Genomic DNA, 24,573 nt, shown 5'->3' with positions numbered 1-24,573 from the left:
CTGTTATCGTTTTGTTGGGAATGTATTACGAAATCGTTAACAGATTAAATAATCGTTAACACATATAATCGTTTTGTATTATCTTTACCTTTACAACCCGAAAACACACATAGAGTGTCCATTATGAAGAAAAAAGACATTAAGATTTTATTGGTTGATGATGAGCAGGATATCCTCGAAATCGTAGGGTATAATCTATCACAGGAAGGTTATCAGATCGTAACGGCAAGCAATGGTAAAGAGGCCATTTTAAAAGCTAAAAAGGAAATGCCACAGTTGATCATTATGGATGTGATGATGCCCGAAATGGATGGGATGGAAGCGTGCGAAAACATCCGTAAAATCCCGGAACTGGCCAATGTGATCATAACATTCCTGACCGCAAGAAGTGAAGATTATTCACAAGTAGCAGGATTCGATGCCGGAGCCGACGATTACATCGCCAAACCGATTAAACCGAAAGTTCTGGTGAGTAAGGTAAAAGCTTTATTGCGTCGCTTAAAAGAAGATGAGCAACAAGGTGATGTATTACGGGTAGGTGAAATTGAAATCAACCGCGAAGAATACAAAATTGTAAAAGAAGGAGAAGAAATTATCCTGCCGCGTAAAGAATTTGAATTGTTCTACCTTTTGGCTTCCAAACCCGGAAAAGTATTCAAACGAGAAGAAATTCTCGACAAAGTATGGGGTAACGAAGTAGTGGTTGGCGGCCGAACAATCGACGTTCATATCCGAAAACTAAGAGAAAAAATCGGAGACGATCTATTTAAAACCATCAAAGGAGTCGGTTACAAATTAGAGATATAAATGTCCATAAGCTTTAAAAAATCATACAGATTTGCGGTCAAATCTGCGTTCTATATTACCCTTTTTTCCACCTTATTAATCGCAGGATTGACGTATTGGTTTTATGAACTGAACTATAAATTCTGTATTATTTTTGCTTCAGGCGTTTACTTTTTTTCCTTTTTCGTACTGCAATACCGCGTAGAACGCTTTATCTACCGACGGGTTAAAAAAATCTATGACGACGTGTCGTTACTGGATTCGACCACACTCAGAAGTCAGCCGGTTACAACCGATATGGCGACACTGATGAACGAAGTACAGAAATTTGCAAAAGACAAAAAAATAGAAATTGAAACGTTAAAAATTCGTGAGGAATACCGTCGGGAATTTCTGGGGAATGTTTCTCACGAATTAAAAACACCGTTGTTCACCGTTCAGGGCTATCTGCTTACCTTACTGGACGGGGCGATGAACGATAAAACCATCCGCAAAAAATACCTGCAACGCGCCGAAAAAGGAGTCGAACGATTGATCTATATCGTAAAAGATCTGGATATGATCACCAAGCTCGAAACGGGCGACCTAAATCTGGAATTTACCGAATTCAATATTGTAGATGTGATCCAGAATGTTTTGGATCTTCTGGAAATGCGTGCCGATCAGAAAAACATTATACTGATGTTTGATCGGAAATATACTAAGCCGGTAAAGGTTTTTGCCGATAAAGAGCGCATCCAGCAGGTAGTGACCAATCTTGTTGAAAATTCCATCAAATACGGAAAAGAAAACGGAACAACCGAAATCAGTATCGAGGATTTGGTCAATAACAAAGTGATTATTCGTGTAACCGATAATGGGGAAGGAATTCAAAAGCAGTTTATTTCCCGTTTATTCGAACGATTCTTCCGTGTGGACAAAAGTGGTGCGCGCTCCGAAGGCGGTTCCGGTTTGGGATTGGCCATCGTAAAGCACATCATCGAAGCGCACGACGAACGTATTTATGTAGAAAGTAAAATCGGTGTCGGATCAGAGTTTTCCTTTACGCTCGAAAAGACAAAATAACTGACGCCAGGTGATTTCCTGAGTGATATTTTTGAGTCCTTTATACATATCCACCTGATTTAAATCGCCAACTTTAAATTCGTCTTGTTTGGCATAAGGGACTAAACCTTTTTTCTTTAGTTTTTTGGCCAGATATTCTTGTTCATATTGACCTGGAGTTGGAATAAAAAAGGCTTTTTTGCCCAAATGCGCCAAATCCATAATGGTGGTATATCCGGAACGACTCAATACCATTTTACTCTGGTTAAAGGCTATTTCCAGTTCTTCCGTATTCATAAAATTATAGCAGGTGAAATTCAGGCGTCGCGAGATAGTTTGTTCTTCTTCAATCACACCACGGATAAAAAGGATTTTACCTTCAAAATAGTTCAGTTCCAGTTTTAATTTTTCTTCCAGTAATGTCCGTTGTGGTTCCGGTCCGGACAGAATAACCATCAGATCATATAAGGGCTCGACGGTCTTTTTGTGCAAACGACTTAACGGACCAATATATTTTACATTGGTTACCGGCGTTTCCGTATGACCCAGTTTTCCGGAAAGATTCGGACTTCCGGCGATATCCGGAACCCAGCATTCTCGGTATTTTCGGATAAACTGATGGTGGATTTTAGTCGTAATCCAGGAGGTGTTTCCGGTTAAAACATTCAATTGGTGCGTAATAAAAACCGAAGGAACTTTTGAAGAAAAAACACCCAGTCGGTTGTCGGAAATAATCCCGTCGATGGCTTCTTCCTGAATCCAGCGTTCCACCATTTTCCGTTCGTCCCGCATGGCGCGGTACATATTTGGAATCTGACGGATCATTTTCCATTTAAAATTAGCTCCGTTTTGAGCATACTGGATTTTATAAGAAGGAAGTTCCAAGGCTTGCAGGTGCGGAAATTCTTTTTCTAACAGCGACAACGCAACACCATCGGAAGCAATCACTGGCTGAAATCCGTGATTTTCCAAAGCCTCAATAACCGGGATGCAACGCGTGGCATGCCCAAGGCCCCAATTTAATGGAGCGACCAGAATTCTTTTTTTTCGTTCTTTATGCATTGTACTAAATATTCCAAAAGTTTTTCATTTTACCCCGCGGGCAATCCAAAAGACACAAATCAACCCCTGAAATAACAGGTCTTTATAAAAACCTGCGATGCATAACGGGAAGCGTAAACCAATCCGGTTATCCGGATCTAAATAAGATCGTTTTTGATAACTTATTTAATAACTGCAAAGTAAAACTATTTTAGTTCTTGGATATTTCCGTAATTTTACCAAAATTTTAAGTTTAGTCGTGGGAAGTAAAAATAAATTAAAAAGATTTAAGGAGAACGAGACATTTGGGAACGTATTTCAGCCAACTCGGGAAGAGGTGGTGTCCAATACTTTTCCGTTTAAAGGCAAATGGAAACAGGAGGTTTTTAAAAATGATAACCCGTTGGTGTTGGAATTGGGATGTGGAAAAGGGGAATACTCCGTTGGACTGGCCACGCGTTACCCGGATAAAAATTTTATCGGAATTGATATAAAAGGGGCGCGATTTTGGCGGGGAGCCAAAACAGCTGTTGAAAATGGACTGTCAAATGTTGCCTTTATACGAACGCAGATTGAATTACTGGAATATGTATTTGCAGCAGCAGAAGTAGACGAAATCTGGATTACATTCCCGGATCCGCAAATCAAATACAAGCGTACGAAACACCGTATGACGAACTCGGAGTTCTTACAGCGCTATAAAAAAATCCTGAAAAAAGACGGGATCATGAATCTGAAAACCGATAGCGAATTTATGCACGGTTATACGTTGGGATTATTACACGGCGAAGGGCACGAAGTGTTGTATGCCAATCATAATGTTTACAAAAACGAAGGAGCGCCGGAAGTAGTAACAGCCATTCAGACGTTTTACGAACAACAATACTTAGAACAAAATAAAGCGATAACCTATATCCAATTCAAAATAAAATAAAATAAATGCATTATTTCATGCCCCTCATACTTGGTTTTACAGTGGCTTCGATTGGGATCACACCACCCGGTCTGCTCAATATGACGGCTGCAAAACTAAGTGTGCGGGATGGTAGAAGTAAGGCATTGATGTTTGCATTGGGCGCTACGTTTACCGTATTTTTTCAAACGTATCTGGCAGTATTGTTTGCCAAATTTATCGACCGAAATCCGGAGATCATTAACCTGTTGCAGGAAATTGGACTTGGGATTTTTGTGTTGCTAACGCTCTATTTTTTTACGATTGCCAACAAGCCAAAGAAACCGAAGGAAGAGCTTAAAATGAAAAGCAAAACCAGTCGTTTCTTTTTGGGAATGTTACTGTCGGCACTTAATCTTTTTCCGATTCCGTATTATGTCTTTATCAGTGTATGGTTGTCGCGAAACGGCTATTTCTTTTTTAACCAATCCTATATTTCCCTGTTTGTATTAGGAGCTGTTATCGGATCGTTTTTGGTATTTTACCTCTATATACTGTTTTTTAAGAAAAAAGAAGGCGAAAAACCATCCTTTCTGATCAATAATATCAATTATATTATCGGAACCATAACCGGACTGGTTTCTATTGTTACCCTAATTAAGTTGATCAATAATAATTTGGGATAATGAAAGCCGAAAATGAAAATTTCTTTGAACGGGTGTATGAAGTGGTACGTCTAATTCCGTACGGACGGGTAACATCTTATGGAGCCATTGCGAAAACGTTGGGTGCGGCGCGTTCGGCACGAATGGTCGGCTGGGCGATGAATGCAGCACATGGGAAAGATGATGTTCCGGCACATCGCGTCGTAAACCGCGTGGGAATGCTCACCGGTAAACACCATTTCGAGGGAACCAATCTGATGCAGCAATTACTCGAAAGCGAAGGTGTTAAAGTAAAAAACAACCAGGTGGTGCACTTCGAAAAACTATTCTGGCAACCGGAAATACAGTTGTAATACTACGAATTTTCTTTTTCAATCAGACTAATAACAAATGTCGTATGCGTGCTGTCGCGTTGGTAGTTCAGATAACCGCCATGGGCTTCAATGATATTTTTGGATAGCGTCAAACCAATCCCGGCACCTTCTTTTCGCGTGGTAAAAAACGGAAGGAAAATTTTATCCTGAATCTCCTTTTCAATTCCGGCACCATTATCGGAAATCACAATAAACAAACGGTTATTGGCCACCGATGCGGATAGTTCAATTACTTTCGAATCCGTCGAATCTCCGGTTAACGCATACATACTATTGGTCAGCAAATTCAGTATAACCTGTTCCAATTGGTTGCGGTCGACATACAGCCAGCGGTCAAAATCGATTTTGTTATGGACGCTAATGCCATGCGTTTTAAACAAGGGCATCATGGTATCGACACAAGATTTTACAAGCGATAGTAAAGCGGTTTTTTCCTTTTGCGGTGATGGTAACATCGCCAGTTTCCGGTAATTGTCGACAAAGAATTGAAGATGATCACTTCGGTTGATAATCGTCGAAAGACTTAACCGGATATCCTCCAGATCTTCGGAACTTAAAGCATCCTGATCTACAATTTCCTGTAAATTCTGCGACAGCGAACGAATCGGTGTCAGCGAGTTTAATAATTCATGTGAAATCACCTTCATCAGATTAATCCAGGCTTCTTTCTCTTTTTTCTCAATTACCTTTTGAATGGAATCCAGAAAAATAATATAATATTCGGTATTGTAGCTCTTACTTAAAGACGCCTGTAAGCGGAACGTCTGAAATTCCGCATCGGCATTCGCCCGAATCTGAACAGATGTTTTCACTTCCTGAAAATCAAATTGCTCGATAGCCGAACAAAATGATGGAATCTGCTTTTTCAGATAATGCCATTTGGAAACCTTTGGCACGGTAAACTGATTTGAAAAATAATCGTTCATCAAAAAAATACCCCATTCCGCATCTTTTTTTTCAAGGATTAAAACACCGCTATCGATATTGTTTAAAATGGTTCGGTACACGAGTTCTTTGGACGTTTGTTCGTTTCTCCGTTCTTTTAGCGTTTCGTAAAGCTGGTGCAATTTGCTGTAATTTCCGGTTTTATACGCGTCGGAATAACTGGCCGAATAATCCTGCTGTAAAATAGCGGTGATGGTTTTATCGTAAAATAAAAAAGCATTTCGGATAAAATAATACATTTCCAGCGTGAGTAAGATTCCAAAAAAAACGAAACCAAATAAGGTATAGTAAAGTTGTTTTTGAAACAATACGATACAACTTCCGAGAAGTACCAGAAGTACTAATAAACGGATAAAAAAGGCATGGTGTATTTTCCAGGATTGTGTCATAAACGGCGGATTTAATCGTTGGTGTCAATTCCGAATTTTTCGATCCGGCGGTATAAAGCCGCTCGCGAAAGGCCCAATTCTTCGGCTGTTTTGCTAATGTTATACTGATGTTTGTGCAATGTTTTTTCGATGGTTCGCTTTTCCAGATCCGATAATTGCAGGTCTTCGGTTACGTTGTCCGGCTCGGAAATGGCAGTCAGATCCAGATCGGAAGCCGTGATGGTCGCCTCTTCACAAAGGATGACCGCTCTTTCGATTCGGTTTTCCATTTCACGGATATTGCCATTCCAACGATGCTTTTCCATATTTTCCAGTGCTTTCTCCTGAAATTGCAATTCCTCACGACCATATTTCGCAGCTAATTGTGCCAATAAAAAGTGGGCAAGCGGAATAATATCCTCGTTTCGTTCGCGTAAAGGTGGCAATGGAATCGTCATGGTATTGATTCGATAAAACAAATCTTCCCGGAAATTTTTTGCCGCTACTTCCTGTTTTAAATCGAGGTTGGTCGCGGTGATGATACGCACATTCAAAGGTCGGGCTTTGGCCTCGCCCAATCGGGTAACGGTTTTATTCTGGATAACCTGTAATAATTTGGATTGCAAATGCAACGGAACATTCCCGATTTCGTCCAGAAAAATCGTTCCGCCCTGTGCGGCTTCAAAACGCCCGGCGGTATCGGATTTGGCATCGGTAAAAGCACCTTTCGCATAACCGAACAATTCACTTTCAAAAATATTTTCATTTAACGAACCGAGGTCAACTGCGATAAACGGCTGGTCTTTCCGGTCGGAATGCCGGTGAATATAATCGGCAAAAACATACTTTCCGGTTCCGTTTTCACCAAGGATAAGTACATTGGCATCCGTTTTGGCCACTTTGTCGGCAATGGCATACGCCTGTTTGATCTTGGGAGCATTGCCCATAAAAACCGACTGACCGGTTTGAAGTTGTGGTGGATTCTTTTTTTGCTCTTTCCGACTTTGTGCTACAGCATTGTTGATCACAGTAAGTAATTTATCATTGTCCCAGGGTTTCATCACATAATCGAAAGCACCGGATTTAAGTCCCTCGACAGCTGTTTCGACCTTGCCAAAAGCCGTCATCAGGATGACGACCGTATTTGGTGTAAGCAACTTAATTTCCTTTAACCAGTGAATCCCTTCCCGTCCGTCTTCAAAACCGATACGATAATTCATATCCAAAAGAACCACATCAATTGGATTATCGGCGAGCAATTGCACCAATTTTTTGGGCGAATTGGCGGTATGAATGGTTTCAAAATGTTTTTTTAACAGCAGTTTTGCGGCTAAAAGAATATCATCCTGATCGTCGATAATTAAAATCTGGGCTTGTTTTTTTTTCATGGCTGTTCGGTTTCGGACAAAAAAGTGTCCGATACTGAACACTTCAAAATCATGGCGAATTATAAAACGATTGATAATCAGCAGGTTCTTGATTTTTAAAACAATGGCACGAAATTGTCCTTGTATATCGTATCAAAAAATCAAAAAATGGATACTGTTATCACTCGTAAAAATAGAAAAAATAGCTATCGTATAGGGATAGTGCTACTTTTTTTGATCGTTAGCTATTTTGCCTATTCCATGATCACCAAAGAAAAAAGCCTGAATATAAAACGAGATGAGATTAGCATCAAAACCGTAAGTAAAGCCTACTTTGAAGATTTTATTATGTTTCAGGCGAAAGCCGAGCCCTTAAATTCTATTTTGATCAATATTATTGAAGGCGGTTCGGTACAGGAAATTTTTGTGGAAAACGGTGGGCATGTCGAAAAAGGACAAGCATTAGCCAAACTGTATAATCCGAATACGGAATTAAGCTACCTGACACAGGAGACCTCCATGATCGAACAAATAAATAACCTAAACAAAGCGCGATTGGATATCCGAAATCAGGAATTAAATCTTGCAAAAGATCTGATCGCCATCGAACACGATTACAATACGGCCAAACAATTATACGATCTTAATGAACGACTGTTTAAAAAAGGAATCATTGCCAAAAACGAATGGGAAACGACGCGGGAAGGTTTCCGTTACCAACAGGAACGTAAAAATATTATCCAGCAAAGCATCCAAAAAGAAAAGCAAACCAACCAGATTCAGATTCAGCAAATCAATCGTTCGATAGCCACGATGGAGAAAAGCCTTGATATTTTGCGAGGGAATAAAAAGAACTTTTTAATTACGGCACCCTTATCCGGACGACTATCTTCATTCGAGCCGATTTTAGGTAAAAACTACCAGGCTGGAGAAAGTATCGGAAAAATTGATGTGATGCAAGGGTATAAACTGGTTGCAAAAGTCGACGAATTTTACCTGGAACGTGTATCGGTTGGACAAAAAGGAACGATCGAATACAAAGGGAAACAGTTCCCGGTACATATTGCCAAAGTAATCCCGGAAGTTAAAGACGGTAAATTTCAGGTCGAGTTGAGTTTTGAAAACGCCAAAGAACTGGATTTAAAACAGGGCTTAAGCTTTGGAGTTAAATTAACCCTTTCCGAAAGTGTAAAAACGCTGGTATTACCCAAAGGAAGTTTTAATCAGGAAACCTCCGGAAACTGGATCTTTGTAGTCAATGGTGATAAAGCCATCCGCCGTACGATCAGGTTGGGGCGGGAAAATCCGCTGTATTTCGAAGTACTGGAAGGATTAAAAGAGGGCGAAAAAGTAATCACCTCTTCCTATCAGGATTATAAAGAAGTGACTGTTTTACAATTTGACAAGTAAAATAATGGAATTAATAATAACTTTAACCGGAACCATTTTTAAGTCGGATAAACAAAAGAACAAAATGTAAAAACCTGGAAACGGGAAATCGAAAAAATCAATCAATCAATCTAAAAAACGACAGTTATGATCAGCATTCAAAATCTTTCCAAAGTTTTCCGGACGGAAGAAGTGGAAACAGCCGCATTAAATCAGATTGCGCTGCAAATTAACGAAGGGGATTTTATCTCTGTAATGGGACCTTCGGGTTGCGGGAAATCAACCCTGCTTAATATCATCGGACTTTTGGATGGTATTACCAGTGGCAGCTACAAACTTTTAGGACAGGAGATCAACGGACTAAAAGAAAATGAAAAAGCGAAGTTGCGCAAACAGCAAATCGGATTTATTTTCCAAAACTTTAACCTGATCGACGAGTTGTCGGTATATGATAATATCGAACTACCGCTGATTTACAATAACGTGGGTAGTGCGGAACGTAAAAAACGAGTGGAAGCCATTGCCGAACGGCTGTCGCTTTCGCATCGTCTAAAGCATTATCCGCAGCAACTTTCGGGTGGACAACAACAAAGGGTAGCCGTTGCGCGGGCTTTGATCACCAATCCAAAAATCATTCTGGCCGATGAGCCAACCGGTAATCTGGACAGTCGAAACGGAAACGAAGTGATGGAATTGCTAACCGATCTGCACGCCAATGGAGCAACTATTATGATGGTAACTCATTCCGATTACGACGCGTCGTTTTCACAACGAACCATTCATATGAAAGACGGCGTGATTCTCAGCGAAAAACAAAACGCCCGAAATGTAGATGTTTTGGTCGATGCCAAAGAAAATTAAAAACAACCCCAACCTTAAAAAAGAAAAACCATGATACGAATTGTAATTGCCATAACCGTAAGTCTTATCGGATTTGTGTGCCACGCACAGGTAAGTGAAAATAGAACCGTAGCCGCTTTCACAACCATAGAAGGCTCTCACGGTGTTGAAATACGGTATACGCAAAGTAAAACAGCCGGAATAAAAGTAACTTCAGACACGGCGGATAAAGTACAAATGATCACTACAGAAGTGAGCGGTGGCGTATTAAAAATCAAAATAAAAACCACTAAGGAAGTCAATAATTTCGAAATCGCACGAGTGGAGGTTTCGGGTCCGAATGTTGCCAATTTTAAATTGTCTTCCGGAGCCAAAATGACCTTCGAAAACGAAGTGGAAACCGCGAATGCGCAAATCACGCTTACGTCGGGTACCCATTTGAAAGGAAACATTAAAGCGAAAAACGTACAAATGGATATCAACTCCGGATCGGCTTTTAAAGGCGCGATTCAGGCAACGACGCTAAAAGCAGCATTATCGGGTGCCGGAAAAGCAACGATTACCGGAAAAGCAAGCGAATTAAAAGTGGATGCAAAATCGGCATCGGTTTTGAAAGCCGGTGATCTGGAAGCTAAATACGCTATCGTAGAAGCGGCAAATACTTCGAAAGTAACGGTGCGCGTAACCGAAAAGCTGGACGCTTTTGCCAGTTCGGTAGCGGCGATTGACTATTACGGTAAGCCGAAAGCGGTTACGGCCGACAAAAAATCATTAGGAACTATTACGGCAAATTAAAGATGATACAGAACTGGTTAAAAGTGTTTGTGTATCATTTTAAGCAACACAAACTGTTTTCCATACTCAATGTGTTGGGATTAAGCATCGGGATTTCCGGATTGATCTTCGCCATTCTGTATTGGAATGAGGAACAATCGTATAACGAATGGAACCCGGAAAAAGACAAGGTTTATGAAGTGATCAACGATTTAGGGGATTCTGGTAAATGGGCATGGAATGTAGCGCCAACCGCTCCGATTCTGGAGGCATCCTCCAAAAATATCGAAAGTTACTGTTATTATACGGCATGGTATTCGGAAGAAATTCTGAGCTATAATGGCAAAAAAGAGATGATCAAGAAAATTGGCGCTGCCGAAAGTAATTTCTTCTCCTATTTCCCTTTTGAATTTATAGCCGGAAACCCGAAAACTGCCATACAGGATCAAAGCAGTATAGCCGTGTCGGAAGCCGTTGCGAAACTGTTTTTTAAGGATGAAAACCCGATCGGAAAACAACTTATTTACGATGGGAAGCCCTACGCGGTAAGAGGTGTTTACCGTATTCCGGGTAAATCGTCGATGGCGCCTGATGTGATGCTGTATTTAAAAATGGATAAAAACAGCGAAAGTTGGGGTGATTTTAACTACGGATTGATGTTAAAAGTCAATTCGCCCGAAAAAGCTGCTGCGGTTGCTAAAGAAATTGAAGCGATTTACTACGAACATCGTATCCGGAAAGAGGCCAAAAATATGGGGATTTCGGAACAGGATTTTATTAAAAAATACGGAAAAATTACCGTAAGTCTGACATCGTTGGCCAAAGCAAGATTGGGCGATCAGATCAGCGGTTTGGTGGAAGGAAAAGGAAATTATCAGTTTTTGATAATCATGATGGGACTTTCGGTATTAATTCTGGTACTGTCGATCGTGAATTATGTGAATCTGGCGACCGCCAATGCGATTAAAAGAGCCAAAGAAATCGGTATCCGTAAAATTATCGGAGCGACCAAAAAACAAATTGTCTGGCAGTTTATTTTCGAAACGGTATTGGTGGTATGTGTCGCGTTAATTTTGTCGCTAATGATTGTAGAGCTGACCTTGCCGTATTACAATTCCTTTTTACAAAAAGACCTACAGCTGATTGGAAGCCAGTTTTATTTGCAATTGCTACTGATTGTAGTTGTCGTAATTGCATTAGCCGGTATATTTCCGTCGGTATATGTATCGAATTTCGAAACCTTAAAAGTACTGAAAGGTAATTTTGGACGGAGTAAAAACGGAGTATGGCTTCGAAACGGAATGCTGATTCTTCAGTTTTGCATCGCTACTTTTTTTATTATCGGTTCGTATATCGTATACCAACAGGTTAATTATATGACTAATAAAGAGTTGGGTTATAAAGGCGATCAGGTTCTTACGATTCCGTATCGTTCGAAAAGAGATGGAGCTGATTTCGCACGATACAAAACGATACAACAGGAATTACAAAAAATAAAAGGCATTAAAGGAGTAGGGGCCGGAACATTTAATTTTTCAGGGAACGGCGCTACGTCTTCTACCGGTTTTACGTATAACGACAATCCAATTCAGGCGCAAAACATGGGGATCGATTTCGATTTGCTTAAAATGCTAAACATAAAACTGCTCCAAGGTCGGGAATTGACTCCGGAACTGGCTTCCGATACGATTAATTCAATGTTGATCAATAAAACAACCTGGGAAAAGATGGGAGAGAAAGATCCCGTTGGAAAAGAAATTGAATGGAACGGCAGCAAATTAAAAGTTGTTGGAATAGTCGACGATTTCCATTTGTATGGGTTACAACGGGAAATACCGCCCATGGTTTTCTTTCATATTAAAACCATTCCGTGGATGCAAACCAATATCAACAGGATTTATATAAAAGTGGATCCGCAAAATATGGATCAGACCATTGCCGGTCTGGAGAAATTCTGGACGCAAAAAGTCGATACCGAATATCCGTTCAAATATGATTTCGTAGATAAAGAATATGCGCGAACCTATGAAACCTATGTCAAACAACGCAATTTGTTTTCGCTGCTCAATATTGTAGTGATCACTATTGCCTTGTTCGGATTGTTTGCGCTGGCATCCTATTCGATCGAAAGACGGATCAAAGAAATTGCGATCCGAAGAACCTTGGGGGCCGAAACCGGAATGCTACTTAAAAACCTATCGACACAATACATCATTTTTTGTGTTATCGGTTTTATTCTGGCAGCGATGCCGGCTTATTACCTGCTCAATAAATGGCTGGAAGACTTTGCTTTCCGGATTTCGATCACCATCTTGCCGTTTATTATTGGTTTTGTGGTCTTATTATCGCTCACATTGCTTATTGTGCTTTCGAAAGCCTATCAGGCCACGAGAATCGATATTCTGAAATATCTGAAATACGAATAATTCACTTTGATTTTTGACTACCTCTTGCTGCAATCGGACTTGTTTCGGTTGCAGCTTTTTTTGAAATAAGAGCTAAAAAAGCCGGATTGCTTGCTCGAAAATTGAATTTTAAAATGGATTTCCGAAATTAAATCGGGAATTTTTTAAAAAGAAACAACTGGAAACCGGTCTGAATTACCGTTATTGTCCCGGATTGAGGCTTTTGAAACCGGGAGTGTAAAGCGAAGCTATTGCGCAATAAACAAATACAATTCTTTATCTTTATTTTAAGAACTTTTCATCTTATCTTTGTAACATAAAGTCAGTCTTAATAAACGACTTAAAGCGAATAAAATAATGAAATTAGACAGGAAAGAAATTCTTAAAGCATTGGAAGCGATCTCCATTGCGGGAGAAGGTAAAAATATGGTAGAAAGCGGTGCGGTACAAAACGTAATCACTTTCGGAGATGAAGTAGTAGTGGATTTATTATTGCACACCCCGGCGTTGCATATCAAAAAACGCGCTGAGGTGGACATTATGAAAGTGATCCATGAAAAAATATACGATAAGGCAAAAATAAAAGTCAACATAAAAGTAGAAGCGCCGGAAAAACCGGAAATCAAAGGCAAATCGATTCCGGGAATCAGTAATATTATCGCTGTTTCGTCTGGAAAAGGGGGCGTTGGAAAATCGACTATTACGGCAAATTTGGCGGTAACGCTGGCGAATATGGGCTTTAAGGTTGGTGTTTTGGATGCCGATATTTACGGGCCATCGATGCCGATAATGTTCGACGTGGAAAAAGCACGTCCGATTTCGGTAGAGGTTGACGGAAAATCGAAAATGAAACCCATCCAGAGTTACGGTGTGGAAATCTTATCTATCGGTTTCTTTACCAGCCCGGATCAGGCGGTAATCTGGAGAGGACCAATGGCTTCTAAGGCTTTAAATCAGATGATTTTTGATGCCGATTGGGGCGAACTGGATTTTATGTTGCTGGATTTACCACCGGGAACGGGGGATATTCACCTGTCGTTAATGCAATCGCTTCCCATTACCGGAGCGGTGGTGGTAAGTACGCCACAGGCAGTGGCATTGGCCGATGCCAAAAAAGGGGTGTCGATGTTCCAGGCCGAAAGCATCAATGTACCGGTTTTGGGAATCATCGAAAACATGGCCTATTTTACACCGGATGAATTACCGGACAACAAATATTATATCTTCGGAAAAGAAGGTGCGAAAAATCTGGCAGCAGATTTACAGGTGCCCTTTTTAGGAGAAGTTCCGATTGTACAAAGCATTCGTGAAGCAGGCGATTACGGTCGCCCGGCAGCCTTACAAACGGCAACGCCAATCGAAAAAGCATTTGAAGAACTGGCGCGTTCCGTAGTACAGGAAGTAGTAAACAGAAATGAAAGTCTGCCGCCTACAGAAGCAATAAAAATTACCACGATGGCTGGATGTTCAGCTGTAAAAAAGAAATAAAATGACAACAGAAGAAATCAAACTAAACGTTGAAAGAGCACTCGAAGAAATTCGTCCGTTCTTAAATTCGGATGGTGGCGATATTACCCTTATCGAAATAGAAGACGATAAGCACGTAAAAGTTCGCCTTGAAGGTGCCTGCACGGCTTGTAGCGTAAACCAAATGACCTTGCGTGCCGGAGTGGAAACTACGATCAAAAAATATGCACCGCAGATTGAAACTGTGGTTAATGTAGCATAAATTCAGGATATAGTACCCGGCTTTTGAGATACAGAAGCCGGGACTTTTTTTGTCTTCAGGGTCTTTTCCTGACAGACAGTATAGTGCCTTCCATCGTTAAATTTCTTGATATTTGTCATAGAACAAGAAAATAATTCGAGGGACATTTGTGTCCTTAATTAATCCATTACGTAATGATTGAAACAGATATACTAATTATTGGCGCCGGTCCCACAGGGCTTTTTGCCGTATTCGAAGCCGGACTTTTAAAATTAAAATGTCATATTATCGATGGTCTTCCACAACCAGGAGGACAATTAACCGAATTATATCCCAAAAAACCCATTTTCGATATTCCGGGATTTCCGTCGGTATTGGCGGGCGATTTGGTCGATAACCTGATGGAACAGATCAAACAGTTCCAGCCGGGATTTACGCTAAATGAAAAAGCGGAAACGATAGAAAAACGGGAAGACGGAACATTTATTGTAACCACTGATAAAGGTACGCAACACCACGCAAAAGCGGTTGCTATTGCCGGTGGATTGGGAAGTTTCGAACCGAGAAAACCAATCCTGAAAGATTTGGAATTTTACGAGCAGGAAGATAAGGGAGTGGAGTATTTTGTAAAAGATCCTGAAAAATTCCGCAATAAAAAAGTAGTGATTTCCGGAGGTGGCGATTCGGCTTTGGACTGGAGTATCTTTTTGGCAAATGTAGCCTCGGAAGTAACGCTGGTTCACCGTCGAAACGAATTCCGTGGTGCTTTGGACTCGGTTGAAAAAGTTCAGGAATTAAAACAAGCGGGTAAAATTCGTTTGATCACACCAGCCGAAGTAGTTGGTTTTAAAGGGTCTGAACGTATCGAGTCGGTAGATATCGAAATCAATGGCGCCCGTATGAATGTAGAAACCGATTATTTTATCCCGTTATTCGGATTGACACCAAAATTGGGTGCTATTGCCAACTGGGGACTAGAAATCGAGAAAAACGCGATCAAAGTAAACAATGCGCTGGACTATCAAACCAATATCGAAGGGATTTACGCCATTGGCGATATCAATACCTATCCGGGTAAATTAAAGCTGATTTTATGTGGTTTCCACGAAGCGACTTTAATGTGTCAGAGTGTGTATAACAAACTGAATCCGGGTAAAAAATACGTATTAAAATATACCACCGTAAGTGGTGTCGACGGTTTTGATGGTACCCGTAAGGAAGCCGAAAAAGCGGTTGTAAAATCAATTGAATAGCCATGTCTCAGGATGTAACAATAATCATTACAGACCGTGAAGGAGCGGTTCATGAGGTACAGGCGCCTACAGATATGAATATGAATATCATGGAGCTGGTGCGTGCCTACGAACTGGCACCGGAAGGAACCATTGGTATTTGCGGCGGAATGGCCATGTGCGCGTCCTGCCAGTGTTATATACTCAACGATGTAGGTCTGCCGGAAATGAACGACGATGAAGAAGCGATGTTATCGGAAGCTTTTAATGTAAAAGAGAACAGTAGGCTTGGATGTCAGATTCATATCACGGAAGCATTAAACGGACTACAACTGGAGTTGGCTCCGGAATAATAATAAAGCGAAGATTTTTCTTCGCTTTTTTTGTAACATTTTGGAAAGTCTGCCGTATAATCACCATACGCGATAAATTTCCCGAATGGGGTATAATTAATGACACAAACTTCGTATTCTCCCGGATTACACCAACTTCTGACACTTTCTGTTCCAAACAGTAACAAGCTTACGGCGGCACAGGATTTTGTTCTTTTTACGGACACGATACTACAAAAATACCAACTCGAAAAAGTGGGTGTGGTAGTGCATTCTTTTGAAAATGATAGCTTTACGATCGCTGTCTGCTTAAAAGAATCGCATATCTGTATTCATACCTGGCCGGAATACAACCAGCTTACGATGGATATTTATTTGTGCAATTACCTACAGGATAACACCGCGAAAGTGAAGACTATAGCAAACGATTATATCGAATATTTTCAAGCGGATGTTATTAAAAATTTTGAAATTAACAGATAGATATGAGAATTACGTGCTATCAATGTGATACCCCTACAGATATTGAAGTGCCGTTTCCGGTGAAACAGTTTGTCTGCCCCAATTGTTTTAGTATTTATAAAGCAACCGAAACCGGCGACTTTACCTTTAAAGACAAATACAAATACGACAAAGAGATTGGTAGCCTTACACCGGGACTAAAAGGAATACTGGAAGGTGAGGAGTATACCATTACCGGAGTGATAATCAAGAATTATCAAAACTACTATTGGAGAGAGTATGTTCTTGCCTCGGCGACAGCTAAGTTTTTGTATTTATCGGAAGTGAACGGACACTGGATTTTGTTACGGGAAATTCCGGATGATTTTATAAAAGGCCATCCCAAAATAATCGATTATAACGATAAGGTTTTTAAGCTGTATGATATTGCAAGGCCGAGAATCGCCGCAGCGGCTGGTTTTTTTGATGTGAGTTTGCCAACAGGATTGGTAACCATGGCCGAACTTATCGCGCCACCGTATATGATCTCTTTTGAAAAGTTAGAAAAAGAAGAGCGAACGGTTTTTTTGGGCGAACATATTTCAAAGAAGCAGATAAAACGTATTTTTAAGCCTACGGCAGAATTGCCCAACCGGATTGGTATCGGATTGGTACAACCCTATATTTTTAATGTCCGACAATTGGCTTTGATATTTTGTTCGGTTACCTTGTTGATTCTATTGACGCATTTGTATGTGTATCACGATAAGCAGGAAGAAGTCGTTTTTAGCAATGACATTTCTTTTAGCGAATACAATGACAAAGAGTATATTTCCCCGGCATTTACACTTAATGGCGGTGCATCGCCACTAACCATTTCCGTGAATTCCGGAGTGGATAATTCGTGGGCCAATGCGCAGGTGGCGTTGGTAAACGAAACGACAAACGAAGAGATATATGCCAATAAAGATGTCGAATATTATCACGGTTATTCGGAGGGCGAAAGCTGGACCGAAGGCGATACGTCGGACGATTTTAGTATCTGTGGCGTGAGTGCCGGAAAATACCATTTGGCGATTACGGTTGTAAAAGCACCGGAAGATTTTACTAATACCGGAATGAGGGTAACAGCAACCTGGAACAAAGCGTCCTATTGGAATATTTGGATGCTGGTTATTATTATGGCCGTGATGGTGTTAATTACCTACTTTGGAGAGCTGTATAACGAAGTAAAACGATGGGAAGATAGTCCGTATACTCCTTATGAATAATAGTGATGACCATGAAAAATAATATGCAAACCTATATAATGCAAAATAAATGGCCACTGCTATTGGGGTTGGTCGTTTATTTGGTGTATTTGCAATTTGTAATCGGAGGAAACCGGATCTGCGATTGTGCCACAGTTGAAAAATACGGTACGTCAGAATCGCGTACCCATCATGTAAACCGATTTTATCATAAATAACCAAAAAATAAAAAATATGGATTTTATCAGTACAAAACTTATTTTAAACTCCTTGGTCTTTTCCGTTTTGGGATTGCTGATCTTGCTGGGGTCTTATTTTGTAATCGAAAAATTAACACCCGAAAATACCTGGAAAGAAATTTCCGAAAAGAATAATGTGGCGGTAGCGATTGTGCTGGCGGCATTTATTATCGGAATTTCAATGATAGTAAGCGCAGCGATTCATGGGTAAAAAATTCCTCCGATTTGAATTTTTATTGCTTATCGCCGTTTTTACAATTGCAACCTGTGGATTGGTATACGAACTCGTTGCCGGTACACTGGCGAGTTACCTCTTAGGGGATTCCGTAAAACAGTTTTCATTGATCATTGGTGTGTACCTCTTTTCAATGGGGATTGGCTCGTATTTCTCAAAATTCATTACCAAAAAACTGCTGGACACCTTTGTCGAAATCGAAATATTGGTCGGCTTAGTCGGTGGTTTAAGTTCGGTGGTGCTGTTTCTGTTATTCGAAAGTGTCGATTATTTTCAGTTTATCTTGTATCTGCTAGTGTTTACCACCGGTTGTTTGGTGGGACTGGAAATTCCGTTGCTGATGAACATACTAAAAGACCGTGTGGAATTCCGCGATTTGGTGTCCAATGTGTTTACGTTCGATTATATCGGAGCACTATTGGCGTCGATATTATTCCCTTTGGTTTTGGTGCCGCAATTGGGCGTAATGCGGACTTCTTTGTTTTTTGGTATGATCAATATCGCAATTGCGATTGGTTTGTGTTTTCTGATTAAAAAAGAATTAAACCGACCGTTTGTTTTAAAAGTAAAAGCGATTGCCTCGTTTCTGTTGTTATTGCTTGTTTTTATATTTTCGGAAGCTATTTTGTCCTTTTCGGAAGGCAAACTCTATGGAGAGAATATTGTTTATACGAGTTCGACACCCTACCAACGAATCGTGCTGACGCATAATAAAAGTGATTATCGTTTATACCTTAATAACAACCTACAGTTTAGCTCGGCTGACGAATACCGTTACCACGAAGCATTGGTGCATCCGGTAATGGCCGCTGCGAAAAAAATAGAACGTGTGTTGGTATTGGGCGGTGGCGATGGTTTGGCCGTTCGGGAAATCCTAAAATACAAAGAGGTAAAAAATATCACCTTGGTCGATTTGGACGAAGGAATGACAAAACTGTTTAAAACGAATACCATTCTAACCGGCTTTAATAAAAATTCCTTAACCGATCCGAAAGTAAAGGTGATCAATCAGGATGCTTATATCTGGGCTAAAAACTGTCCGGAAAAATTTGATGTGGCGATTATCGATTTCCCCGATCCGTCGAATTATAGTCTTGGGAAATTGTATTCGCTTAATTTTTACAAATCGTTAGAAACGATTTTAACTCCCGAGGCTTTTGTTGTGGTTCAAACAACATCCCCATATTTTGCTCCGAAGTCATTTTGGTGCATCAATAAGACAATACATGAAATTTTTCCCAAAGTGGATGCCTATCATGCCTATGTGCCGTCATTTGGTGAATGGGGCTATACCATTGCGGCTCGTAATCCGCAGGCTACTTTTGCCACTGTAAACAGGAAAGCAGATGGATTGCGGTTTTACAATTATCAGTTTGATAAATTTAATTTTTTTTCCAAAGATATGGTTTCCAATGACGTGGAGATTAATCGACTGGACAATCAGATTTTAGTGCGCTATTTCGATGAAGAGTGGGGAAAATTATAAATCAAGGCGTACATTTTTAAAAGGGATCGCAGCGTCATTGCTGTTGCTTCCGCTCGTGCAATCCTGTAAAGAGAAAGTTGCCGGGATACTCATCCGCTTGTCGGGAACCAATCATATATTGGGGCATCGGTTATGGGCGAAAAACTTTCCGAAACCAACTCGGGAGATCCGTATTCCATACCTGATTGTAGGCGGTGGAATTTCCGGTCTTAGCGCGGCACGACAATTTCACAAAAAAGGAATCACCGATTTTTTATTGCTTGAGATGGAAGACCATTTGGGGGGTAACTCCTCCAATGGCGAAAACCGGTATTCCAAATATCCGTTGGGAGCGCATTACCTTCCGTTACCCAATTTTCAGGATAAAGAACTGTTGCAATTTCTGGAAGAAAACAACATAATCACCGGATATGATGCAAAAGGTTTTCCGATATTTGACGAAGAACAGCTAACGTTTTCGCCTCAGGAGCGGTTGTATTATAAAAACAGCTGGCAGGAAGGTTTGGTACCGCGATTGGGAACGTCCAAAGCGGAAGAAGAACAGTTTCGTCAGTTTTTTGATAAAATGGAATTCTTTAGAAAAGCAATAGGCATAGATAATGCCTATTGGTTTGACATCCCATTGGCACTGTCGTCTACAGATCCGGAAGCAAGAGCTTTGGATGCGCTTACCATGCAGGAATGGATGGAACGCAACGGATTTACGACAGAAGCGTTGCGGTATTATGTCGACTATTGTTGTCGGGACGATTACGGCTTGGGCGTTGCCTATGTTTCAGCTTGGGCGGGAATTCATTATTTCTGCGGAAGGAAACACGATGCTACGGCCGATAAAAAAGAAAACGTGTTAACCTGGGCGGAAGGAAATGCAAGGTTGGCATCACATTTGAAAAAATATACCGATCAGAAAACATTAAAAAAGCATCTGGTTTATCAGGTGGAAATTCAAAACGATACCGTTACAATCGCGGCATTCGACAATGAAAAACAAGAATCGGTTACCATCATAGCCGATCGGGTGCTTCTGGCGACACCACAATTTGTAAATCAGTATTTGCTAACCGGAAGGAAGGAATTTTCAAAAGCATTTCATTATGCGCCTTGGTTGCTGGCTACGATAACGGTTGCGGAATTAATCGATAATCATAGCTATCCGTTGTGTTGGGACAATGTGATACACGATGCCCAAGGATTGGGTTATATTTATGATCAACATCAATCGCTGCAACAAGTACAACCGAAAAAAGTAATCACCTATTACCATAGCTTTTCGTCGGCAGATATACCCAAGACCAGACGAGCCTTGTACAAAAAGGATGAGGAATACTGGAAACAACAGGTCATAGCCGATTTGCAAAAAGCCCATCCGGATATAGAACAATACATCGAAACCATCGATATTCATCTTTTGGGACACGGGATGATCAGTCCTGTTCCCGGATTTTTATTCGGATCCGAAAAAGAACAGGCGCGACAACCCATAGCGAATAAAATCTATTTTGCCCATTCGGATCTGGCGGGAATCTCCATTTTCGAAGAGGCTTTTCACCAGGGGATTAACGCCGTAAATAAAATGATCAACGATGCAACCTTGGATTCATAAAGCAAAAACCGACAGTCTGTTTATTCTGTTACCGCCATTTTTGGTGTTGGCAGTGATTGTGCTTTTTCAGAAAGAAATCCTTTGGGCAGAACAACACTATTCGTTTTATACCTGGCTATTTCTGATTGTTTTTATCGATGTAGCACATGTGTATGCGACTTTGTTTAAAACCTATTTTGTAGCGTCGGAATTTCAAAAGCGGAAAAAATTATTGATCGGTGTGCCGATAGCGTGTTTTGGAATAGGCATGCTGTTGTTCTCTTTTGGAAGTGCCGTTTTTTGGTCGGTGTTGGCCTATATCGCTGTGTTTCATTTTATCCGACAGCAATATGGTTTTATGCGGTTGTATTCCAGAAACGAAGCCCGAATCAAAACGAATAAATATTTCGATAGTTTGGTCATTTATACGGCTACCGGCTACCCGATGTTGTACTGGTTTTTGTCACCACAGCGAAATTACAGCTGGTTTATGCCACAGGAATTTTTGCAATTTGAAAGCAGTTTTCTGATCGATATCGGAACGGTTTTGTATTGTGGCATACTGAGTGTTTATGTAGTGCGGACCTTATATCTGGCGGTAAAAGAGCGCTATTTTAATGTTCCGAAAAACATGGTGATCGTAGGAACGGCATTATCCTGGTATTTTGGGATTGTCTATTTTAATCAGGATTTGATTTTTACGGCTTTAAACGTGGTTTCGCACGGTATTCCGTATATGGCCTTGGTTTATTTAAAAGAAGTAAAGCAGAAAGAAGAAGTAGAAGCCGTTTCGCGTAGCAGAATAAATTATAGAAGCCTATTGTTTTATGTTGGAATTTTGCTGGGTATTGCTTTCGCGGAAGAATACCTGTGGGAAATAACGGTTTGGCAGGAACATTTCAGTACCGCCTCGTTTGACTTTAGTGCGTTGCATTTTCTTTTAGTACCCTTGTTGGTTGTACCACAGTTTACCCATTATATATTGGACGGATTTATATGGAAATCCAAATAAAAAAACATCCTGAAAAGGATGTTTTTTGTTTTATGTGGTTGCCAGGTTTTTCTGACGGATATTTTCTTCGATGGCATTCCATAATCCGATACGTTTTTCCAGCGCCAATATGGAAACGCTTTCCACTTCACTCCATTTCTCGGAATCTTCACCGCAAAGTTCGCTGATCATCTGCATTGCCATTGGACCGTGATCATCGGCATCGAGTTCGATATGGCGTTCGAAATAATAAACCAGTTTGGAAAGATCGGTTGCCGGGAAATTCTCCTGGAAATGTTTTAAGATGGCGGTAAACATACCCGGAATCAGATCTTCACGACCGAAGGTAAAAGCAGCGGCAATTTCATGCGGTTTTCCCTGTTCAATTACGCGGAAGGTAAAATCAAGGAAAGCCTTGATATTGGGATGTAGGCTACTTTGTTTGATCGACACAAAAATATTCTGAGTGTTCACTACGTTGTCCAGAAATTCGTATACCGTTGTTGTATTGGCGTGACAATCGTTCATCGCATCGATATACATTTCGAAATGACTCAGTCGTTTTCCGTCCAATGAAATATCGGATTCTTCCGCGAGTACAATCTCGTTGATCAAATAACGGGTTTCCGGATTTTTAGTAGCAAACCACGGTGTAGTCGTACAGGTTAGTTTGGATTGTAATGCTTTTAGCAATGACATAAAATCCCAAACGGCATACACATGTCCTTCGAGAAAACAATGCAGATCGTCTATATTTTGAATCTGACTGTATAAAGGATGATTTAAAAGGATATCCTTTTGAGGTTGAATTTTTTTATTGATGGATTTTATATTCATTGGTAAAAGTTTAGTACAAAAATAAACAAGCTAGCGGTTTTGTGAATAGCTTTTAACATTGATTTACGTATAAAGTGATCATTAGGTTTTACAATGTCTTGTTTTTACCATAAAAAAAGAGCTTGGTTACAAGCTCTTTTTAAATATTATACAGGGATTAGAATTCTATTTGAATGCGTTTAATCCGGTTACATCCATACCTGTTATCAATAAGTGAATATCGTGTGTACCTTCGTACGTTACAACCGATTCTAAGTTCATCATATGACGCATGATCGAATACTCGCCTGTGATTCCCATACCGCCTAACATCTGACGCGCATCACGGGCAATGGTTAAAGCCATATCCACGTTGTTACGTTTCGCCATTGAGATCTGAGCTGATGTAGCTCTTCCTTCGTTACGCAATACACCCAATCTCCAGGTTAATAATTGTGCCTTCGTGATTTCAGTGATCATTTCGGCTAATTTCTTTTGTTGTAATTGTGTTGCTCCAATTGGTTTGTCAAACTGGATGCGCTCTTTTGAATAACGTAAAGCAGTATCGTAACAGTCCATAGCTGCACCGATAGCGCCCCATGCAATTCCGTAACGTGCTGAGTCAAGACATCCTAGTGGCGCTCCTAATCCGGATTTGTTTGGTAATAAGTTTTCTTTTGGAACTTTTACGTTGTCGAAAATCAATTCACCGGTAGCCGAAGCACGAAGGGACCATTTATTGTGTGTTTCAGGAGTTGAAAAGCCTTCCATTCCTCTTTCAACGATCAATCCGTAGATTCTTCCTTCTTCATTTTTAGCCCAAACCACAGCGATATCGGCAAATGGAGCATTGGAAATCCACATTTTAGCCCCGTTTAGTAAATAGTGATCACCCATATCTTTAAAGTTGGTCACCATACCACCCGGGTTCGAACCGTAATCCGGCTCTGTTAATCCGAAACAACCGATAAATTCTCCGGTAGCTAATTTCGGAAGGTATTTCATACGTTGCTCTTCGTTACCATATTTCCAGATGGGGTACATCACCAATGAAGATTGTACAGAAGAAGTAGAACGTACACCAGAATCACCTCTTTCAATTTCCTGCATGATTAAACCGTAAGAGATCTGATCCAATCCGGCACCACCATATTCTACAGGAATATAAGGGCCGAAACCACCGATTTCTGCTAAACCGTTGATGATTTGTTTTGGGAATTCTGCTTTTTGAGCATATTCTTCGATAATTGGAGATACATCACGTTTTACCCAGGCACGGGCAGCATCACGTACTAATTTATGTTCGTCTGATAATAAATCGTCTAATAGGTAATAATCAGGAGCTTGAAATAAGTCTGGTTTCATTGTTTA

Annotated in this window: 25 protein-coding genes; 20 read left to right on the top strand and 5 right to left on the bottom strand. The window is 40.5% G+C overall.

The genetic code is table 11. The annotated features are described in order from the left end of the window. Nucleotides 1–123: 123 nt before the first annotated feature. Nucleotides 124–807, top strand: a complete 684-nt coding sequence (locus ABFU83_RS13335) for a response regulator transcription factor (protein WP_136403987.1) — start codon at nt 124–126, stop codon at nt 805–807. Then, the gene (locus ABFU83_RS13330; RefSeq protein ID WP_136403988.1) at nt 808–1,851 is read left to right on the top strand and encodes a cell wall metabolism sensor histidine kinase WalK; all 1,044 of its coding nucleotides are present in this window, start codon (nt 808–810) and stop codon (nt 1,849–1,851) included. Here the strand turns inward: ABFU83_RS13330 and ABFU83_RS13325 are convergent. Beyond that, a complete protein-coding gene (locus tag ABFU83_RS13325; RefSeq protein WP_347066619.1) occupies nt 1,816–2,892 on the bottom strand; it encodes a glycosyltransferase in 1,077 nt (358 codons plus the stop codon). The genes ABFU83_RS13330 and ABFU83_RS13325 overlap by 36 nt on opposite strands. A 238-nt stretch (nt 2,893–3,130) precedes the next feature. On the opposite strand from ABFU83_RS13325, the gene trmB reads away from it, so the two are divergent. The 3 genes from trmB to ABFU83_RS13310 are packed head-to-tail and all read left to right on the top strand — an operon-like array spanning nt 3,131 to nt 4,781. Further along, nucleotides 3,131–3,805: a tRNA (guanosine(46)-N7)-methyltransferase TrmB gene (gene trmB, locus ABFU83_RS13320; protein ID WP_347066617.1), complete on the top strand. Its 675-nt coding sequence runs from the start codon at nt 3,131–3,133 to the stop codon at nt 3,803–3,805. A 17-nt stretch (nt 3,806–3,822) separates the two neighbouring features. Then, on the top strand, nt 3,823–4,449 hold the full coding sequence (locus ABFU83_RS13315) for a LysE family transporter (protein ID WP_347066615.1): 627 nt from the start codon (nt 3,823–3,825) through the stop codon (nt 4,447–4,449). Next, nucleotides 4,449–4,781 carry an MGMT family protein gene (locus ABFU83_RS13310; protein ID WP_347066613.1) on the top strand — a complete coding sequence of 111 codons (333 nt, stop codon included), beginning with the start codon at nt 4,449–4,451 and terminating at the stop codon, nt 4,779–4,781. The genes ABFU83_RS13315 and ABFU83_RS13310 overlap by 1 nt, the downstream gene beginning before the upstream one ends. A gap of 2 nt (nt 4,782–4,783) precedes the next feature. Here the strand turns inward: ABFU83_RS13310 and ABFU83_RS13305 are convergent, their stop codons facing one another. Next, nucleotides 4,784–6,136 (bottom strand): HAMP domain-containing sensor histidine kinase, encoded by a 1,353-nt coding sequence (locus ABFU83_RS13305; RefSeq protein WP_347066611.1) that lies wholly within the window; start codon nt 6,134–6,136, stop codon nt 4,784–4,786. Between the two features lie 11 nt (nt 6,137–6,147). Further along, on the bottom strand, nt 6,148–7,503 hold the full coding sequence (locus tag ABFU83_RS13300) for a sigma-54 dependent transcriptional regulator (RefSeq protein ID WP_347066609.1): 1,356 nt from the start codon (nt 7,501–7,503) through the stop codon (nt 6,148–6,150). 147 nt (nt 7,504–7,650) lie between these two features. Here ABFU83_RS13300 and ABFU83_RS13295 point away from each other — a divergent pair, with 147 nt between their 5' ends. From ABFU83_RS13295 to ABFU83_RS13225, 15 genes are all read left to right on the top strand, one after another. After that, complete coding sequence (locus tag ABFU83_RS13295; RefSeq protein WP_347066607.1) at nt 7,651–8,892, top strand: HlyD family efflux transporter periplasmic adaptor subunit; 1,242 nt, start codon at nt 7,651–7,653, stop codon at nt 8,890–8,892. Nucleotides 8,893–9,018: 126 nt separating this feature from the next. Further along, nucleotides 9,019–9,732, top strand: a complete 714-nt coding sequence (locus tag ABFU83_RS13290; RefSeq protein ID WP_136403996.1) for an ABC transporter ATP-binding protein — start codon at nt 9,019–9,021, stop codon at nt 9,730–9,732. Nucleotides 9,733–9,762: 30 nt separating this feature from the next. Further along, on the top strand, nt 9,763–10,506 hold the full coding sequence (locus ABFU83_RS13285) for a head GIN domain-containing protein (RefSeq protein ID WP_347066605.1): 744 nt from the start codon (nt 9,763–9,765) through the stop codon (nt 10,504–10,506). A 2-nt stretch (nt 10,507–10,508) separates the two neighbouring features. Next, on the top strand, nt 10,509–12,911 hold the full coding sequence (locus ABFU83_RS13280; protein WP_347066603.1) for an ABC transporter permease: 2,403 nt from the start codon (nt 10,509–10,511) through the stop codon (nt 12,909–12,911). A 336-nt stretch (nt 12,912–13,247) separates the two neighbouring features. Next, nucleotides 13,248–14,378, top strand: a complete 1,131-nt coding sequence (locus tag ABFU83_RS13275) for an Mrp/NBP35 family ATP-binding protein (protein ID WP_347066601.1) — start codon at nt 13,248–13,250, stop codon at nt 14,376–14,378. Nucleotide 14,379: 1 nt separating this feature from the next. Then, nucleotides 14,380–14,619: a NifU family protein gene (locus tag ABFU83_RS13270; RefSeq protein ID WP_347066599.1), complete on the top strand. Its 240-nt coding sequence runs from the start codon at nt 14,380–14,382 to the stop codon at nt 14,617–14,619. A 173-nt stretch (nt 14,620–14,792) separates the two neighbouring features. Beyond that, complete coding sequence (locus ABFU83_RS13265; RefSeq protein WP_347066597.1) at nt 14,793–15,851, top strand: NAD(P)/FAD-dependent oxidoreductase; 1,059 nt, start codon at nt 14,793–14,795, stop codon at nt 15,849–15,851. Nucleotides 15,852–15,853: 2 nt separating this feature from the next. Continuing rightward, nucleotides 15,854–16,183 (top strand): ferredoxin, encoded by a 330-nt coding sequence (locus tag ABFU83_RS13260; protein ID WP_347066595.1) that lies wholly within the window; start codon nt 15,854–15,856, stop codon nt 16,181–16,183. Nucleotides 16,184–16,282: 99 nt separating this feature from the next. Continuing rightward, entirely contained in the window at nt 16,283–16,645 is a 363-nt protein-coding gene (locus tag ABFU83_RS13255; RefSeq protein WP_347066593.1) for an S-adenosylmethionine decarboxylase, read from the top strand. A 2-nt stretch (nt 16,646–16,647) separates the two neighbouring features. Next, nucleotides 16,648–17,874 (top strand): DUF4178 domain-containing protein, encoded by a 1,227-nt coding sequence (locus ABFU83_RS13250; protein WP_347066591.1) that lies wholly within the window; start codon nt 16,648–16,650, stop codon nt 17,872–17,874. An 11-nt stretch (nt 17,875–17,885) separates the two neighbouring features. Then, a complete protein-coding gene (locus tag ABFU83_RS13245) occupies nt 17,886–18,071 on the top strand; it encodes a hypothetical protein (protein WP_347066589.1) in 186 nt (61 codons plus the stop codon). A 16-nt stretch (nt 18,072–18,087) separates the two neighbouring features. Further along, nucleotides 18,088–18,303 (top strand): DUF350 domain-containing protein, encoded by a 216-nt coding sequence (locus tag ABFU83_RS13240; RefSeq protein WP_300490590.1) that lies wholly within the window; start codon nt 18,088–18,090, stop codon nt 18,301–18,303. Beyond that, nucleotides 18,296–19,813 carry a polyamine aminopropyltransferase gene (locus ABFU83_RS13235; RefSeq protein ID WP_347066587.1) on the top strand — a complete coding sequence of 506 codons (1,518 nt, stop codon included), beginning with the start codon at nt 18,296–18,298 and terminating at the stop codon, nt 19,811–19,813. Before ABFU83_RS13240 ends, ABFU83_RS13235 begins: the two co-directional genes overlap by 8 nt. Further along, a complete protein-coding gene (locus ABFU83_RS13230; protein WP_347066585.1) occupies nt 19,791–21,416 on the top strand; it encodes an NAD(P)-binding protein in 1,626 nt (541 codons plus the stop codon). The genes ABFU83_RS13235 and ABFU83_RS13230 overlap by 23 nt, the downstream gene beginning before the upstream one ends. Further along, entirely contained in the window at nt 21,397–22,407 is a 1,011-nt protein-coding gene (locus tag ABFU83_RS13225; protein ID WP_347066584.1) for a hypothetical protein, read from the top strand. Before ABFU83_RS13230 ends, ABFU83_RS13225 begins: the two co-directional genes overlap by 20 nt. Before the next feature lie 30 nt (nt 22,408–22,437). On the opposite strand, the gene ABFU83_RS13220 is transcribed toward ABFU83_RS13225, so the two are convergent. Beyond that, on the bottom strand, nt 22,438–23,223 hold the full coding sequence (locus ABFU83_RS13220) for a DUF3050 domain-containing protein (protein ID WP_347066583.1): 786 nt from the start codon (nt 23,221–23,223) through the stop codon (nt 22,438–22,440). Nucleotides 23,224–23,388: 165 nt separating this feature from the next. Continuing rightward, a complete protein-coding gene (locus tag ABFU83_RS13215) occupies nt 23,389–24,567 on the bottom strand; it encodes an acyl-CoA dehydrogenase family protein (RefSeq protein WP_256551590.1) in 1,179 nt (392 codons plus the stop codon). Between the last annotated feature and the right edge of the window lie 6 nt (nt 24,568–24,573).

Origin of the sequence: Flavobacterium sp. WV_118_3, from assembly GCF_039778605.1 — a bacterium.
In the GTDB taxonomy this organism is placed as follows: Bacteria; Bacteroidota; Bacteroidia; order Flavobacteriales; family Flavobacteriaceae; genus Flavobacterium.
The sequence above is the reverse complement of the archived record's forward strand: the minus strand, read 5'-3'. Positions and strand labels throughout refer to the sequence as shown.

Bases quoted from the DNA above. Each gene is read 5' to 3' on its own strand.
- ABFU83_RS13275 (WP_347066601.1), top strand. From the start codon at position 13,248: ATGAAATTAGACAGGAAAGAAATTCTTAAAGCATTGGAAGCGATCTCC.
- ABFU83_RS13330 (WP_136403988.1), top strand. From the start codon at position 808: ATGTCCATAAGCTTTAAAAAATCATACAGATTTGCGGTCAAATCTGCG.
- ABFU83_RS13225 (WP_347066584.1), top strand. From the start codon at position 21,397: ATGCAACCTTGGATTCATAAAGCAAAAACCGACAGTCTGTTTATTCTG.
- ABFU83_RS13285 (WP_347066605.1), top strand. From the start codon at position 9,763: ATGATACGAATTGTAATTGCCATAACCGTAAGTCTTATCGGATTTGTG.
- ABFU83_RS13290 (WP_136403996.1), top strand. From the start codon at position 9,019: ATGATCAGCATTCAAAATCTTTCCAAAGTTTTCCGGACGGAAGAAGTG.
- ABFU83_RS13215 (WP_256551590.1), bottom strand. From the start codon at position 24,567: ATGAAACCAGACTTATTTCAAGCTCCTGATTATTACCTATTAGACGAT.
- ABFU83_RS13230 (WP_347066585.1), top strand. From the start codon at position 19,791: ATGAAGAGTGGGGAAAATTATAAATCAAGGCGTACATTTTTAAAAGGG.
- ABFU83_RS13245 (WP_347066589.1), top strand. From the start codon at position 17,886: ATGAAAAATAATATGCAAACCTATATAATGCAAAATAAATGGCCACTG.
- ABFU83_RS13240 (WP_300490590.1), top strand. From the start codon at position 18,088: ATGGATTTTATCAGTACAAAACTTATTTTAAACTCCTTGGTCTTTTCC.
- ABFU83_RS13335 (WP_136403987.1), top strand. From the start codon at position 124: ATGAAGAAAAAAGACATTAAGATTTTATTGGTTGATGATGAGCAGGAT.
- ABFU83_RS13255 (WP_347066593.1), top strand. From the start codon at position 16,283: ATGACACAAACTTCGTATTCTCCCGGATTACACCAACTTCTGACACTT.
- ABFU83_RS13250 (WP_347066591.1), top strand. From the start codon at position 16,648: ATGAGAATTACGTGCTATCAATGTGATACCCCTACAGATATTGAAGTG.
- ABFU83_RS13305 (WP_347066611.1), bottom strand. From the start codon at position 6,136: ATGACACAATCCTGGAAAATACACCATGCCTTTTTTATCCGTTTATTA.
- ABFU83_RS13265 (WP_347066597.1), top strand. From the start codon at position 14,793: ATGATTGAAACAGATATACTAATTATTGGCGCCGGTCCCACAGGGCTT.
- ABFU83_RS13315 (WP_347066615.1), top strand. From the start codon at position 3,823: ATGCCCCTCATACTTGGTTTTACAGTGGCTTCGATTGGGATCACACCA.
- ABFU83_RS13235 (WP_347066587.1), top strand. From the start codon at position 18,296: ATGGGTAAAAAATTCCTCCGATTTGAATTTTTATTGCTTATCGCCGTT.
- ABFU83_RS13280 (WP_347066603.1), top strand. From the start codon at position 10,509: ATGATACAGAACTGGTTAAAAGTGTTTGTGTATCATTTTAAGCAACAC.
- ABFU83_RS13260 (WP_347066595.1), top strand. From the start codon at position 15,854: ATGTCTCAGGATGTAACAATAATCATTACAGACCGTGAAGGAGCGGTT.
- ABFU83_RS13270 (WP_347066599.1), top strand. From the start codon at position 14,380: ATGACAACAGAAGAAATCAAACTAAACGTTGAAAGAGCACTCGAAGAA.
- ABFU83_RS13310 (WP_347066613.1), top strand. From the start codon at position 4,449: ATGAAAGCCGAAAATGAAAATTTCTTTGAACGGGTGTATGAAGTGGTA.
- ABFU83_RS13300 (WP_347066609.1), bottom strand. From the start codon at position 7,503: ATGAAAAAAAAACAAGCCCAGATTTTAATTATCGACGATCAGGATGAT.
- ABFU83_RS13295 (WP_347066607.1), top strand. From the start codon at position 7,651: ATGGATACTGTTATCACTCGTAAAAATAGAAAAAATAGCTATCGTATA.
- ABFU83_RS13325 (WP_347066619.1), bottom strand. From the start codon at position 2,892: ATGCATAAAGAACGAAAAAAAAGAATTCTGGTCGCTCCATTAAATTGG.
- ABFU83_RS13220 (WP_347066583.1), bottom strand. From the start codon at position 23,223: ATGAATATAAAATCCATCAATAAAAAAATTCAACCTCAAAAGGATATC.